This window comes from Streptomyces sp. NPDC107562 (assembly GCF_055657325.1).
This window is the reverse complement of sequence record NZ_JBVKBE010000002.1, coordinates 189,652-203,108: the sequence shown is the minus strand read 5'-3', so window position 1 is coordinate 203,108 and position 13,457 is coordinate 189,652. Positions and strand designations below refer to the sequence as shown.

The 13,457-nt window shown below is 71.0% G+C and carries 11 protein-coding genes; 7 read left to right on the top strand and 4 right to left on the bottom strand.

The window, feature by feature from the left end; all coding sequences use genetic code 11:
• Positions 1–2: 2 nt before the first annotated feature.
• The gene (locus ACZ7LV_RS06720) at positions 3–881 is read right to left on the bottom strand and encodes a glycerophosphodiester phosphodiesterase (RefSeq protein WP_471936474.1); all 879 of its coding nucleotides are present in this window, start codon (positions 879–881) and stop codon (positions 3–5) included.
• 281 nt (positions 882–1,162) lie between these two features.
• Between ACZ7LV_RS06720 and ACZ7LV_RS06715 the strand changes: the two genes are divergently transcribed.
• The 6 genes from ACZ7LV_RS06715 to ACZ7LV_RS06690 all read left to right on the top strand — a co-directional run bounded on the left by ACZ7LV_RS06715 (position 1,163) and on the right by ACZ7LV_RS06690 (position 9,544).
• Positions 1,163–2,023 carry an MHYT domain-containing protein gene (locus tag ACZ7LV_RS06715; protein ID WP_471936472.1) on the top strand — a complete coding sequence of 287 codons (861 nt, stop codon included), beginning with the start codon at positions 1,163–1,165 and terminating at the stop codon, positions 2,021–2,023.
• A gap of 40 nt (positions 2,024–2,063) precedes the next feature.
• Positions 2,064–4,214: an excinuclease ABC subunit UvrB gene (uvrB, locus tag ACZ7LV_RS06710; protein ID WP_471936469.1), complete on the top strand. Its 2,151-nt coding sequence runs from the start codon at positions 2,064–2,066 to the stop codon at positions 4,212–4,214.
• Between the two features lie 160 nt (positions 4,215–4,374).
• Entirely contained in the window at positions 4,375–4,953 is a 579-nt protein-coding gene (locus ACZ7LV_RS06705) for a TerD family protein (protein WP_401676182.1), read from the top strand.
• A 120-nt stretch (positions 4,954–5,073) separates the two neighbouring features.
• Entirely contained in the window at positions 5,074–7,068 is a 1,995-nt protein-coding gene (locus ACZ7LV_RS06700; protein WP_471936468.1) for a TerD family protein, read from the top strand.
• Between the two features lie 241 nt (positions 7,069–7,309).
• Positions 7,310–8,308 carry a TerC/Alx family metal homeostasis membrane protein gene (locus ACZ7LV_RS06695; protein ID WP_471936466.1) on the top strand — a complete coding sequence of 333 codons (999 nt, stop codon included), beginning with the start codon at positions 7,310–7,312 and terminating at the stop codon, positions 8,306–8,308.
• A gap of 135 nt (positions 8,309–8,443) precedes the next feature.
• A complete protein-coding gene (locus tag ACZ7LV_RS06690; protein ID WP_471936464.1) occupies positions 8,444–9,544 on the top strand; it encodes a calcium:cation antiporter in 1,101 nt (366 codons plus the stop codon).
• Positions 9,545–9,546: 2 nt separating this feature from the next.
• Here the strand turns inward: ACZ7LV_RS06690 and ACZ7LV_RS06685 are convergent, their stop codons facing one another.
• A complete protein-coding gene (locus tag ACZ7LV_RS06685) occupies positions 9,547–10,830 on the bottom strand; it encodes an MFS transporter (protein ID WP_471936462.1) in 1,284 nt (427 codons plus the stop codon).
• Positions 10,831–10,926: 96 nt separating this feature from the next.
• Entirely contained in the window at positions 10,927–11,973 is a 1,047-nt protein-coding gene (locus tag ACZ7LV_RS06680; RefSeq protein WP_471936460.1) for a S66 family peptidase, read from the bottom strand.
• Positions 11,974–12,075: 102 nt separating this feature from the next.
• On the opposite strand from ACZ7LV_RS06680, the gene aroQ reads away from it, so the two are divergent.
• The gene (gene aroQ, locus ACZ7LV_RS06675; RefSeq protein WP_471936458.1) at positions 12,076–12,549 is read left to right on the top strand and encodes a type II 3-dehydroquinate dehydratase; all 474 of its coding nucleotides are present in this window, start codon (positions 12,076–12,078) and stop codon (positions 12,547–12,549) included.
• A 229-nt stretch (positions 12,550–12,778) separates the two neighbouring features.
• Here the strand turns inward: aroQ and ACZ7LV_RS06670 are convergent, their stop codons facing one another.
• On the bottom strand, positions 12,779–13,435 hold the full coding sequence (locus tag ACZ7LV_RS06670; protein ID WP_471936456.1) for an MBL fold metallo-hydrolase: 657 nt from the start codon (positions 13,433–13,435) through the stop codon (positions 12,779–12,781).
• Between the last annotated feature and the right edge of the window lie 22 nt (positions 13,436–13,457).

Genomic DNA, 13,457 nt, shown 5'->3' with positions numbered 1-13,457 from the left:
CGTCACCGCCGGGCGAGGGCGTCCCTGACGACGTCGGGCCGGTCGGTGATGACACCGTCCACGCCGTACGCGGCGACCTTGCGGGCCGTCGCGGCATCGTCGACGGTCCAGGTGAGGACCTCCAGCGGCCTGCCGTGGGCACCGGTGATCGACCGCACGGCGCGGACGTAGTCGGCCGTCAGGGACTCGTGGGAGGGGTTGACCTGGTCGACGAAGCGCGCGTGGTGCCGCACCTGCGCGAGGGACGGCGTACCGAGGAAGCCCGTCCGCACGCCTGGCCCGATCCCGTGCAGGGTGCGCAGGCTGTCCAGGTCGAAGCTCTGCACGATCAGCCGGTCCGCCAGGTGTTCCTCGTCCAGCCATCCCTCGTCGCCGAGCACCCTCAGCGTCTCCCGCTCGATGCCCGGATACAGCTCCGGCCGCTTGAGCTCCAGGAGCAGCTTCTGGCCATGGTGAGCGAGACGGCGCAGGAACTCCGTGAGCGTCGGCACGCGCGCGCCCGCGTGGTCCGACCCGAACCAGCTCCCCGCGTCCAGACGCGCGATCTCGGCGGCGGTGAAGTCCCCGACCCGCCACGGGGCACGGCCGGGGAACACCTGCTCGACGTCGGTGGTGCGCCGCAGGCTGTCGTCGTGCACGACCACCAGTTCGCCGTCCTTGGTGCGCTGCACGTCGTTCTCGACCCACTCGACGCCCAGCTCGGCGGCCCTGTCGACGGCGGCCAAAGTGTTCTCCGGCGCGTGGGCGGAAGCACCCCGGTGGGCCAGCACCAGGGGGGAGGCGGCGCCCTCGCCGTCGGCCGCGGCGCCGTCGGCCGGGAACAGCACGGCGATGCTGCCCAGCAGCGCCGTGGTCGTGGCGGCAACTGCGCGCGCGTGCATGCGTACTCCTCGCGTCGAACCGGTCACGGAAGGGGTTCACCGTGGCAGCGGAGAGCCAACGCCACAGGGGTACAGGATGGACACAGATTGAACGGAGTTGCCCGCGAGCACTCACCGGTACGGCACAACTGGGGCAGAGCCGTGTTTCTTTGCCGGAAAGTCGTTCGACCATTCCGGTGCGAGTCATACTCTCTGCCTCAACCCTGACCGCTCGGGCGGTTCTGGGAGGGGGAGCATTTCACGGTATTCCGGGACGGAACGGGGCGGAAAGGCAGCCGCGCATGCAGGGCACGGTCGACGGATTCAGCTACGGCCTCGTCACACCGCTGGTGGCCTTCGTCATGGCCTGCCTCGGTGGCGCCCTCGGCCTGCGCTGCACCACCAGGGCCCAGCTGGTGGGCGGCTCCTGGCGCCCCGCATGGCTCGCCCTCGGCTCCCTGGCGATCGGCTCCGGGGTCTGGACCATGCACTTCATCGGGATGATGGGCTTCACCGTCCACGAGGCCCCGATCCACTACGACAAGCCGTTCACCTACGCCAGCCTGGGCGTGGCCATCCTGATGGTGGGCGTCGGGATCTTCATCGTCGGGTACCGGGGCGCCTCCGGCACCGCCCTGTTCACCGGCGGCACCGTCACCGGCCTGGGCATCGCGTCCATGCACTACCTGGGCATGGCCGGCCTGGAGCTCGACGGGAAGCTGGAGTACAACACGGTCACCGTCGCCGCCTCCGTGCTCATCGCCATGGCCGCCGCCACCGCCGCCCTGTGGGCCGCCGGGCAGGTCAGGGGACTCCTGTGGAGCGTGGGCGCCAGCCTGGTCATGGGGCTCGCGGTCAGCGGCATGCACTACACGGGCATGGCCGCCCTCAAGGTCCATGTGCACGGCACCGCCGAGCCCGCCACGGGCGCCGCGCCCGCCGCGCTCCTCGCCCCGATGCTGATCGGCCCGCTCGCCCTGCTGTGCCTGGCGGGCGTCGTCGTCCTGTTCGACCCGTTGATGATCATGGGGAAGCCCGCCCGGCCGCTCCCCGAGCACAAGCCCGGCGTCCCGGCCCACGTGCCGCACCAGACCCGCCGGATCATGCTCCGCACCCGCCGGCCCCCGGCCCGCAGCGGCTCCCGCACCCCGCAGAACCGCTGATCGGAGCCCGTTGTCAGTGGGGGGTCGTACGGTTGATGGCATGCGGCCCGTTTCCAGCATCGAACGCACGGTGGCGCCCTTCGAGGTCGTCAGTCCCTACCAGCCCAACGGCGACCAGCCGGCGGCCATCGCCGACCTCGCCCGGCGCATCGAAGGCGGCGAGAAGGACGTCGTGCTCCTCGGCGCGACCGGCACCGGCAAGTCCGCCACCACCGCGTGGATGATCGAGAAGCTCCAGCGCCCCACCCTGGTGATGGCACCGAACAAGACGCTGGCCGCCCAGCTGGCGAACGAGTTCCGCGAGCTCCTGCCGAACAACGCGGTCGAGTATTTCGTCTCGTACTACGACTACTACCAGCCCGAGGCCTACGTCCCGCAGTCGGACACCTACATCGAGAAGGACTCCTCGATCAACGAGGAGGTCGAGCGCCTGCGCCACTCGGCGACCAACTCGCTGCTCACCCGCCGCGACGTCGTGGTCGTCGCCTCGGTGTCCTGCATCTACGGCCTCGGTACGCCGCAGGAGTACGTCGACCGCATGGTGCCGCTGCGCGTCGGTGACGAGATCGACCGTGACCAGCTGCTGCGCCGCTTCGTCGACATCCAGTACACGCGCAACGACATGGCCTTCACCCGGGGCACCTTCCGGGTCCGCGGCGACACCATCGAGATCTTCCCGGTCTACGAGGAGCTGGCCGTCCGCATCGAGATGTTCGGCGACGAGATCGAGGCGCTGTCCACGCTGCACCCGCTCACCGGCGAGATCGTCAGCGACGACGAGCAGCTCTACGTCTTCCCGGCCTCCCACTACATCGCCGGCCCCGAGCGCATGGAGCGGGCCGTCAACGACATCGAGAAGGAGCTGGCCGACCGGCTCGCCGAGCTGGAGAAGCAGGGCAAGCTCCTGGAGGCCCAGCGGCTGCGGATGCGCACGACCTACGACATCGAGATGCTCCGCCAGATCGGCACGTGCTCCGGCGTGGAGAACTACTCGATGCACTTCGACGGCCGCCTGCCCGGTTCCGCGCCGAACACGCTGCTGGACTACTTCCCCGAGGACTTCCTCCTCGTGATCGACGAGTCGCACGTCACGGTGCCGCAGATCGGCGCGATGTACGAGGGCGACGCCTCCCGCAAGCGCACCCTCGTGGACCACGGTTTCCGGCTGCCCTCCGCGCTCGACAACCGCCCGCTGAAGTGGGAGGAGTTCCAGCAGCGCATCGGCCAGGCCGTCTACCTGTCGGCGACTCCCGGCCAGTACGAGCTGTCCCGCTCCGACGGCGTCGTCGAGCAGATCATCCGGCCCACCGGCCTGGTCGACCCGCAGGTCGTGGTCAAGCCCACCGAGGGCCAGATCGACGACCTCGTGCACGAGATCCGCACGCGCGTGGAGAAGGACGAGCGCGTCCTGGTCACCACGCTCACCAAGAAGATGGCCGAGGACCTCACCGACTACTTCCTGGAGCTCGGCATCCATGTCCGCTACCTGCACAGCGACGTGGACACGCTGCGCCGCGTCGAGCTGCTGCGGGAACTGCGCGCGGGCGAGTTCGACGTCCTGATCGGCATCAACCTCCTCAGGGAGGGCCTCGACCTCCCCGAGGTCTCCCTGGTGGCCATCCTGGACGCCGACAAGGAGGGCTTCCTGCGCTCCGGCACCTCGCTGATCCAGACCATCGGCCGCGCCGCGCGCAACGTCTCCGGTCAGGTCCACATGTACGCCGACAAGATCACCCCGGCGATGGAGAAGGCCATCGACGAGACCAACCGCCGCCGGGAGAAGCAGGTCGCGTACAACACGGCGAACGGCATCGACCCGCAGCCGCTGCGCAAGAAGATCAACGACATCGTCGCGCAGATCGCCCGCGAGGACGTCGACACCGAGCAGCTGCTCGGCACGGGCTACCGCCAGTCCCGCAAGGACGGCCGCGGCACCAGGGCACCCGTGCCCTCCCTGAAGGAACACGCGGTCAAGGACGCGAAGCCCGCGGGGCGCCGCAAGGGCAAGGCCAAGGAGACCGTGCCGACAGACCGTCCCGCCGCGGAACTCTCCGGGCAGATCGAGGAGCTGACGGAGCGGATGCGGGCCGCCGCCGCCGACCTGCAGTTCGAGATCGCGGCGCGGCTGCGCGACGAGGTGTCCGAGATGAAGAAGGAACTGCGTCAGATGCGGGAGGCCGGCCTGGCCTGACGGGCCGGTGGGACCGGGGTGACCTCGCCGCGGCTGCGCTGTGTTGCAAGACCGACACAAAGTGCGGACCGGAGTACGTCGCTGTCAGTGCCCCTGCGTATGGTGCTCGTCATCCGCGGCTTCGCGGCAACAGGGGAATGCTCGAGAGGGGAATCAGCGCGTGACCGTCAACATGACCAAGGGTCAGGCCATCAGTCTGCAGAAGAACGACGGCGGCACCCTGACCGCGGTGCGCATGGGTCTCGGCTGGCAGGCGGCCCCGCGGCGTGGCCTGTTCGGCTCGCGCACGCGGGAGATCGACCTCGACGCCTCCGCCGTCCTGTTCGCGGACAAGCAGCCGGTCGACGTCGTCTTCTTCCGTCACCTGGTGAGCGACGACGGCTCGGTCCGTCACACCGGTGACAACCTCGTCGGTGGCGTGGGCCAGGGCGGCGACGACGAGGCGATCCTCGTCGACCTGCAGCGCCTGCCGGTCCACATCGACCAGATCGTCTTCACCGTGAACTCGTTCACGGGTCAGACCTTCCAGGAGGTGCAGAACGCGTTCTGCCGCCTCGTCGACGAGACCAACGGCCAGGAGCTCGCCCGCTACACGCTCGCCGGTGGCGGCGCCTACACGGCCCAGATCATGGCGAAGGTGCACCGCTCCGGCACCGGCTGGTCCATGACCGCTCTCGGCACCCCGGCCAACGGCCGTACCTTCCAGGACCTCATGCCGTCGGTCCTGCCTCTCCTCTGAGGCTCCGAGGCCAGGGCCCGGGGGCTTCGAGGCAGGACTCGGGGGCTTCGAGGCCACGGGCCCGGGGGGCTTCGGGCAAGCGGCACACCACGACGACAGCTACACAGGGGGATTGAGGCGATGACGGCCGAGCTGGTGCGGGGGCAGAACCATCCGCTCTCCCAGGCCCGCCTGGAGATCAGGGTCTCGGCCGGCAAGCCGATCGTGGCCGCGGCCACGCTCAGCGACGAGCAGGGCAAGGTCGGGGACACGGACCGGGTCGTGCACCCGGGCACGCCCACCCTGCCGGGCCTGGAGGTGCCCCGCCAGGCGGCGGCGGAGCACCGTCTCGCGGTGGACCTGGGCGCGCTGCCGGACAGCGTGCACCGCGTGCACGTGCTGCTCGCCCTGCCCACCGGTGCCGGGGGACCGACGCGCTTCGGCGCCGTGGCCGCCCCCTTCGTCGCGGTCACCGGGCTGGACGGCACCGAGGTCGCCAGCTACACCGTCACCGGCCTGGAGGCCGAGACGGCCGTGGTCGCCCTGGAGCTCTACCGCCGCCAGGGCGCCTGGAAGGTGCGGGCCGTCGGCCAGGGATACGCCGGCGGCCTCGCCGAGCTCTTCGCCGACCAGGGCGTGCCGCACGCGCACCAGCTCGCCGCCGCGATCAACGACGCGGTCGCCCAGGGCCTGGCGCGCTCGGTCGCGGCGCCCCCGTCCCGTACGGCGGACGGCGACCGCACCCGCCAGGCCGCCGCGCCCGGCCGTGGCGAGGACCAGGGCGGCTCGCCCTACGGCACCCAGACGCCGCAGGGCACCCCCGCGGGACGCACGGGCTACCCGGGAGACTCCACCGCCGACCCGTCCCCGCCCGCCGACCCCTCGGCCCTCACCGAGCCGTCCGTGCCCACGGGCGGCCCGATCGACTACAACCACCCGCGCCGCCGCAACTCGACGCCGCCACCGCCCCCGCCGGTCGCGCCCCCCGCGGCGCCTGGTCAGCCGGCCCGGCCCGTCGCGGGCGACGCGACCGGCTGGTCCATGGACGAGCGGCTGTACAACCAGGTCTGGGGCATGTTCGAGGACCTGGCCCGCAGCGCCGCCGCGTACCGCAGCGCCGTCGACTTCGCCGAGTCGCGCATGGACAAGGAGCTGGAAGCGGTCCTGTCCGACCCGCGCAGCCGGATCGGCGGACAGGCCGACGCCGCGCGTGAGGCGGCCCGCGCCCGGCACAGCACGCTCGTCGACGAGGCCCGGCAGGCCTTCGACCGTGACGTCGCCCAGCTGACCGCGGAGTCCGACGTCGTCGAGCCCGCGCTGCCACCGGCCTTCGCCCGCTGGGACAACCCCGTCTGGCACGGGTACCGCGTCCCGATGGAGATGCCCATGGCTCTGCGTCTGGGCGATCTGTATCTGCCGGAGAGCGCCGAGCTGCGCGTCCCGATGCTGATCCGGCTGCCGCTGGAGCGCGGTCTGTGGATCGACAGCGGGCGTTCCGGTTCGTCCGACGGCATGTTCCACGACGCGCACGACCTGAGGCGCCTCGCGATGGAGTCGGCGGTGGCGCACGTGGCGCGCCTGCTCGCCGTGCATCCGGCGGGCGAGTTCACCGTGTACGTCATCGACCCCGCGGGTTCGGGCGCGCAGACCCTGGTCCCGCTCGTGCAGAGCGGGGTGCTGGCGGCGCCGCCCGCGGTCGGTGCCGGTGGCGTGGCGGACGTCCTGGGCACGCTCACGCAGCGGGTCGACCTGGTGCAGATGGCGGTGCGCGGCGGTGCGGCCGACGCGCTCCCGCCGGGCTTCGACACCTCCCAGAACCTGGTGGTGGTCAACGACTTCCCGCACGGCTTCGACGACCGGGCCGTCACCCAGCTGCGCTACCTGGCAGACGAGGGCCCGGCCGTCGGCGTGCACCTCATGATGGTCGCGGACCGGGAGGACGCCACCGCCTACGGGCCGCTGCTCGACCCCCTGTGGCGTTCGCTGCTGCGCTTGACCCCGGTGCCCGACGACCATCTGGCCGACCCGTGGGTCGGTCACGCCTGGACGTACGAGCCGTCGTCGGTGCCCCAGGGGAGCAGGGTGCTCCAGCATGTGCTCGACCGGGTTGCGGCCGCTCGTACCAAGCATCGGTAAAGGACCTCTGACCTGCGGACTTGGCCTTAACTTGGTCTTTACTTTGCCCTGCGCTTTACCTTTCCTTGGTGATTGGGGTACTGTCGTTCGTGCGGAGGGGAGTACTCCCTGACTACTGCGGCGTACCCGTCAATACGGATCAGGCCAGATCCCGGGGCGTCGGCCCACTGTGGGTGGAAGAGACCTCCGGCAGCGACGACGCTGACCTGACTGTTCGCCGTTATGTACTGCCGGAGGCGCAGTGGATGTTTCCGTGACCCTGTGGGTCCTGACCATCGTGGGACTGGCCGCGCTCATCGCGGTCGACTTCTTCATCGGGCGCAAGCCCCACGACGTATCGATCAAGGAAGCCGGGATCTGGACCGTCGTCTGGATCGCGCTGGCCGGGCTCTTCGGCCTCGGCCTGCTCCTCTTCGGCGGGGGACAGCCCGCCGGTGAGTTCTTCGCCGGATTCATCACCGAGAAGTCGCTGAGCGTCGACAACCTCTTCGTCTTCGTCCTGATCATGGCGAAGTTCGCGGTGCCCTCGCAGTACCAGCAGCGGGTGCTCCTCGTCGGTGTGCTGATCGCCCTGGTGCTCCGCGCGATCTTCATCGCCGCCGGCGCCGCGATCATCGCCAGCTTCTCCTGGGTGTTCTACCTCTTCGGCGCCTTCCTGATCTGGACCGCCTGGAAGCTGATCCAGGAGGCCCGGGCCGAGGAGCAGGACGAGGAGTACGAGGAGAACAAGCTCCTCAAGGCCGCCGAGCGCCGCTTCGGTGTGGCCGACAGCTACCACGGCACCAAGCTGTGGATCCAGGAGAACGGCAAGCGGGTCATGACCCCGATGCTGGTCGTGATGCTGGCCATCGGCACCACGGACGTCCTGTTCGCGCTCGACTCCATCCCGGCGATCTTCGGCCTCACGCAGGACCCGTACATCGTCTTCACCGCGAACGCCTTCGCGCTGATGGGTCTCAGGCAGCTGTACTTCCTGATCGGCGGCCTGCTGAGGAAGCTCGTCCACCTGTCGTACGGCCTGTCGATCATCCTCGGCTTCATCGGCGTCAAGCTGGTGCTGCACGCCCTGCACGAGTCCGGGGTCCACGTCCCCGAGATCAGCATTCCGGTCTCGCTCGGCGTGATCTGCTCCGTCCTGATCGTCACCACGATCACGAGCCTCATGGCCTCGCGGAAGCAGGCGGCGGCCGAGGCGCAGGAGCGCGGCGAGGGCGCGTCGAAGGACAGCGTCGACGTCTGACCGTGCCGGTCGCCTCACGACCACACCGGGAGCGGTGCTCGGCGAGATGCCGGGCACCGCTCCCGTCCGTGGTTCCTGGCCGGAATAGTTCCTGGCCGGAATGCGAGGTCCTGGCCCGTCTGGGACGATCACCGCATGATCGCTCGGCTCGCGTCGCTGTCCCGTGGGTGGACGTCCGCGGTGCCGGTGCTCGCGGCGGTCCTTCTGATCTTCACCTGGGGCCGGTACGTGCCGGCCGGGGTCACCGTGCTGATGACGGTGGTGCTCGCGGGCGCGGTCCTCGCCGCCGTGCACCACGCCGAGGTGGTCGCCCACCGGGTCGGCGAACCCTTCGGCTCCCTCATCCTCGCCGTCGCCGTCACGGTCATCGAGGTGGCGCTGATCCTCGCCCTGATGGCCGACGGCGGCGACAAGAGCGCGACCCTCGCCAGGGACACGGTCTTCGCGGCGGTGATGATCACCTGCAACGGCATCGTCGGCCTGAGCCTGCTCGTGGCCTCGCTGCGCCACCGCACGGCCGTCTTCAACCCCGAGGGCACCGGCGCGGCCCTCGCGACGGTCGCCACGCTGGCCACCCTCAGCCTCGTGCTGCCGACGTTCACGACCAGTGAGCCCGGTCCGCGCTTCTCGGGTGTGCAGCTCACCTTCGCTGCGGTGTCCTCGCTGATCCTCTACGGACTGTTCGTGGCGACCCAGACCATCAGGCACCGCGACTACTTCCTCCCCATCACCCACGAGGGCGAGGTGATCACCGTGGAGTCCCACGCCGCCGCGCCGTCCACCCGCAAGGCCTCGACGAGCCTCGGACTGCTGCTGCTCGCGCTGGTCGGGGTGGTCGGCCTGGCCAAGGGGGTGTCGCCGACGATCGAGACGGCGGTGGCGGACGCCGGCATGGACCACGCCGTCGTCGGTGTGATCATCGCGCTGCTGGTGCTGCTCCCCGAGACCATCGCCGCGTTGCGCGCGGCCCGCCGCGACCGGGTGCAGACCAGTCTCAACCTCGCGCTCGGCTCCGCCATGGCCAGCATCGGCCTGACGATCCCCGCCGTGGCCCTGGCGTCCATCTGGCTCTCCGGACCCCTCGTCCTCGGCCTGAGCTCGACCCACATGGTGCTGCTCGCACTGACCGTCGTGGTCGCCTCCCTGACGGTGGTGCCGGGGCGGGCCACACCGTTGCAGGGCGGCGTCCACCTGGTGATCCTGGTGGCCTATCTGGAGCTTGCGGTCAATCCGTAGGGTCAGCCGGTGGCCGGCTCCGCCTCGGCCGGCGCCACGGTCCTCACCCGCGGCCGGGTCTCGGGGAGCAGCGCGAAGCAGCCGAGGCTGAGCAGCGCGATGCCGGTGAGATAGGCGCCGACGCCCCACGGCACCCGGCCGCCCTGTTCGGCCAGCGCCGTCGCCGCGATCGGGGTGAGCGCGCCTCCGAGGACGCCGCCGAGGTTGTAGCCGACGGCGGCACCCGTGCAGCGCACCCGGGGCTCGTACAGCTCCGGCAGATACGCGGCGATCACCCCGAACATCGTGACGAAGGCCAGCAGCGCGACCAGGAAGCCGAGGAAGATCAGCAGCGGGGCCCCGGTGGCGAGCAGCGCGACCATCGGGAACATCCACAGCACGGCCGCCGTGCAGCCGATCAGGCACAGGGGCCGCCGCCCGTAGCGGTCGCCCAGCACCGCGGCCAGCGGCGTCAGCGCGCCCTTCAGCACCACCGCGGCCATGATGCAGGTCAGCATGACGGTGCGGCTCACCCCGAGCCGTTCCGTCGCGTACGCCAGCGACCAGGTGGTCACGGCGTAGAAGATCGCGTAGCCCACGGCGAGGGCGCCGGCGGTGAGCAGCACCAGCCGCCAGTGGTCGCGCGCGACCTCGGCCAGCGGCACACGCGCGCGGTCGTCGAGCTCCAGGAAGCTCGGGCTCTCGGTGAGCGACGAGCGCAGCCACAGCCCCACCAGGGCCAGCACCCCGGCGGCCCAGAACGGCACCCGCCAGCCCCACGCGGCGAACTGGGCGTCGGTCAGCGTCGCCGACAGCGTCAGCACCGCGCCGTTCGCCAGCACGAAGCCCACCGGTGGCCCCATCTGCGGAAAGCTCGACCACAGTCCACGCCGGGCGGCCGGCGCGTGCTCGGCGGTCAGCAGTACGGCCCCGCCCCACTCACCGCCGAGCCCGAGCCCCTGCACGAACCGCAGGACGAGCAGCAGCAGGGGAGCGGCCACACCGATCGCGTCATACGTCGGCACGCAGCCGACGGCGACCGTCGACGCCCCCGTGATCAGCAGCGAGCCGACCAGGACCGGCCGCCGTCCGTACCGGTCCCCGATGTGCCCGAACAGCACGGATCCCAGCGGCCGCGCCACGAAGCCCACGCCGAACGTGGCGAAGGCGGCGAGCGTCCCCGCCAGCGGCGAGAAGGTCGGGAAGAACTGGGGTCCGAGGACCAGCGCCGCCGCCGTCCCGTAGACGAAGAAGTCGTAGAACTCGATGGCCGTCCCGGCGAGCGAGGCGGCCGCGAGCCGCAGCATGGAAGGTGCCCTTACGGAGCGTACGTCTTGCATGCCGCCTCAACTACCCACGGTGACGACCGGTTACGGGGGCGTGCGGTGGTGCGGGGGCGTGCCTCAGTAGGTCACCGTGATGCGCCGGGCGGGGCCGTCGACGCGGATCAGGCCCCCGTACGGGATCACGAGTTGAGGGTCCGTGTGGCCGAGGTCCACGTCGAGGACGACCATCATGTCGGGGGCATACATGCGCAGCGCGCGCAGTACGGCCTCGCGCTGCTCGGCCGCGTAACGCGCCCCTTCCTCGGGCGGGTGGGGGCGGTCGAAGGACCACGTCTTGGGACGGCCCATCAGCAGGGCCGGGAAGCGCCGCAGGAGACCTCTTTCGCCCATGTTCCTGAGCGTGCGGAAGACCTCCTCCGCGCTCGGCATCTCCTCCGAGGTCTCCAGGAACAGCACCCCGCCCTCGTACTCCGCGAGGTCGGGCGCGATCTCGCGGTCGGCCATCAGCAGCCAGCCGACGATCTCCAGGCAGCCGCCCCAGCTCCGGCCCTCCACGACGCGATCGGGGTTGACCCAGGTCCAGCCGTCGCCGGGCCGCGTCTCGGGTTCGGCGTCGAAGGTCGCCGGATCCGCCCAGTCGCGGCCGACGTCACGCCAGCGCTCCGCGGGCCGCAGTTCGTACGGCCCGGAGGTGAACAGCGCCGCGCGCAGCGACTCCGCGGTCAGGGGGTGCATGGCGCCGGGGCGGCCCAGCTCGGCCATCACGGATGCCCCGTGGTAGCCGACGATGCCGCAGTTGCGCAGGAAGGCGAGCAGGTTGGTGTTGTCGCTCATCCCGAAGAAGGGCTTCGCGCCGGCCCGGATCAACTCCCGGTCGAGCAGCGGCAGGACGGTGATCTGGTCGTCCCCGCCGATCGAGGCGATGACCGCCCTGATGTCCGGGTCGGCGAACGCGGCGTGGATGTCGTCGGCGCGTTCCTGGGGGGTCGAGCCCATCTTCCGGGTCGCGGGGAACTCCACGGGTTCGAGGCCGTACGCCTCGCGCAGACGCTCCAGCCCCAGTTCGTAGGGGAGTCGGAGGAGACCCGGCAGGCCGGAGGAGGGGGATATCACGGCGATCCGGTCACCGGGCGACGGCTTGGGAGGGTACGAGGGTGCGGTCATGCGCGGAGGCTACGAGGCGTCCTGGTGTCGGCACACCGTGATAAACCGGGTGCGAGCAGCGGTCCTCGCGGGCCGCCCGACCTCGACCGGACCGGAGGAACCGTGCCCCGCACCCTGGCCAACGCCCCGATCATGATCCTCAACGGGCCCAACCTGAACCTTCTCGGTCAGCGTCAGCCGGAGATCTACGGCTCCGACACCCTCGCCGACGTCGAGGCGCTGTGCGCCAAGGCGGCCGCCGCGCACGGCGGCACGGTGGACCTCCGGCAGTCCAACCACGAGGGCGAGCTGGTCGACTGGATCCACGAGGCGCGGCTCCACCACTGCGGCATCGTCATCAACCCCGGCGCCTACTCGCACACGTCCGTCGCCATCCTGGATGCCCTCAACACCTGCGACGGCATGCCTGTGGTGGAGGTCCACATCTCCAACATCCATCAGCGGGAGTCGTTCCGGCACCACTCGTACGTCTCGCTGCGCGCCGACGGGGTCATCGCGGGGTGCGGTGTCCAGGGATACGTGTTCGGGGTGGAGCGGGTCGCGGCCCTGGCCGGGGCGGCACAGGCCGACGCCTAGCGGGTGGAGGACGCCCGGGCCGCCGGCCGAGGGCGGGGAACGAGGGGACCGGCGGCCCGATACCGCGCGGAAGCCGTCGTCCCGCGCGGGGCTGCACCCAGTTGACCGCGCCACCGCGCGCCGGGGGAGCGCGCGCAAGGGACCGGCGCGTGCGCGGCGTTCACACGGGGCGCGCGCCGCTCGGGTCACGCCCCGGTGGAACCGCCGGGCGTACGGGGTCGTCCGGGCTTCACCACCCGCGCGCGTGCCACTCCGGCAGATGCGGCCGCTCCGCGCCGAGCGTGGTGTCGTCGCCGTGCCCCGGATAGACCCAGGTCTCGTCCGGGAGCGCGTCGAAGATCTTCGTCTCGACGTCGTGGATCAGGCTGGCGAACGCCTCGGGGTCCTTGCGGGTGTTGCCCACGCCGCCGGGGAAGAGGCAGTCCCCCGTGAAGACGTGCGGGTGCCCGTGGGGGTCGTCGTAGACGAGGGCGATCGAGCCCGGCGTGTGCCCGACGAGGTGGCGTGCGGTGAGTTCCACGCGCCCCACCCGGATCGTGTCGCCGTCGTCGACCAGGACGTCGGTCGGCACCGGGATGCCGTCGGCGTCGGCGCGGCCGGCGTGGGTGCGCGCTCCGGTGGCCGCGACGACCTCGGCGAGCGCCTGCCAGTGGTCGCCGTGCTGGTGCGTGGTGACGACGGACGCGATGCCGTCGTCACCGATCGTGCCGAGCAGCGTGTGCGCGTCACTGGCCGCGTCGATCAGCAACTGCTCGTCGGTGGCCCGGCAGCGCAGCAGATAGGCGTTGTTGTTCATCGGGCCCACCGCGATCTTGGTGATCATCAAGTCCTTGAGCTCGTGCACGTCCGCCGGGCCGCCGACCGTCACCTGTCCGCTGTACGTCATGCCGATCAGTCTAGGGCGGCAG

What these genes read in the sequence shown, in the direction of transcription:
- ACZ7LV_RS06700 (WP_471936468.1), top strand. Translation starts at nt 5,074, where the DNA reads ATGACGGCCGAGCTGGTGCGGGGGCAGAACCATCCGCTCTCCCAGGCC.
- ACZ7LV_RS06690 (WP_471936464.1), top strand. Translation starts at nt 8,444, where the DNA reads ATGATCGCTCGGCTCGCGTCGCTGTCCCGTGGGTGGACGTCCGCGGTG.
- ACZ7LV_RS06680 (WP_471936460.1), bottom strand. Translation starts at nt 11,973, where the DNA reads ATGACCGCACCCTCGTACCCTCCCAAGCCGTCGCCCGGTGACCGGATC.
- uvrB (WP_471936469.1), top strand. Translation starts at nt 2,064, where the DNA reads ATGCGGCCCGTTTCCAGCATCGAACGCACGGTGGCGCCCTTCGAGGTC.
- ACZ7LV_RS06685 (WP_471936462.1), bottom strand. Translation starts at nt 10,830, where the DNA reads ATGCTGCGGCTCGCGGCCGCCTCGCTCGCCGGGACGGCCATCGAGTTC.
- ACZ7LV_RS06715 (WP_471936472.1), top strand. Translation starts at nt 1,163, where the DNA reads ATGCAGGGCACGGTCGACGGATTCAGCTACGGCCTCGTCACACCGCTG.
- ACZ7LV_RS06670 (WP_471936456.1), bottom strand. Translation starts at nt 13,435, where the DNA reads ATGACGTACAGCGGACAGGTGACGGTCGGCGGCCCGGCGGACGTGCAC.
- ACZ7LV_RS06720 (WP_471936474.1), bottom strand. Translation starts at nt 881, where the DNA reads ATGCACGCGCGCGCAGTTGCCGCCACGACCACGGCGCTGCTGGGCAGC.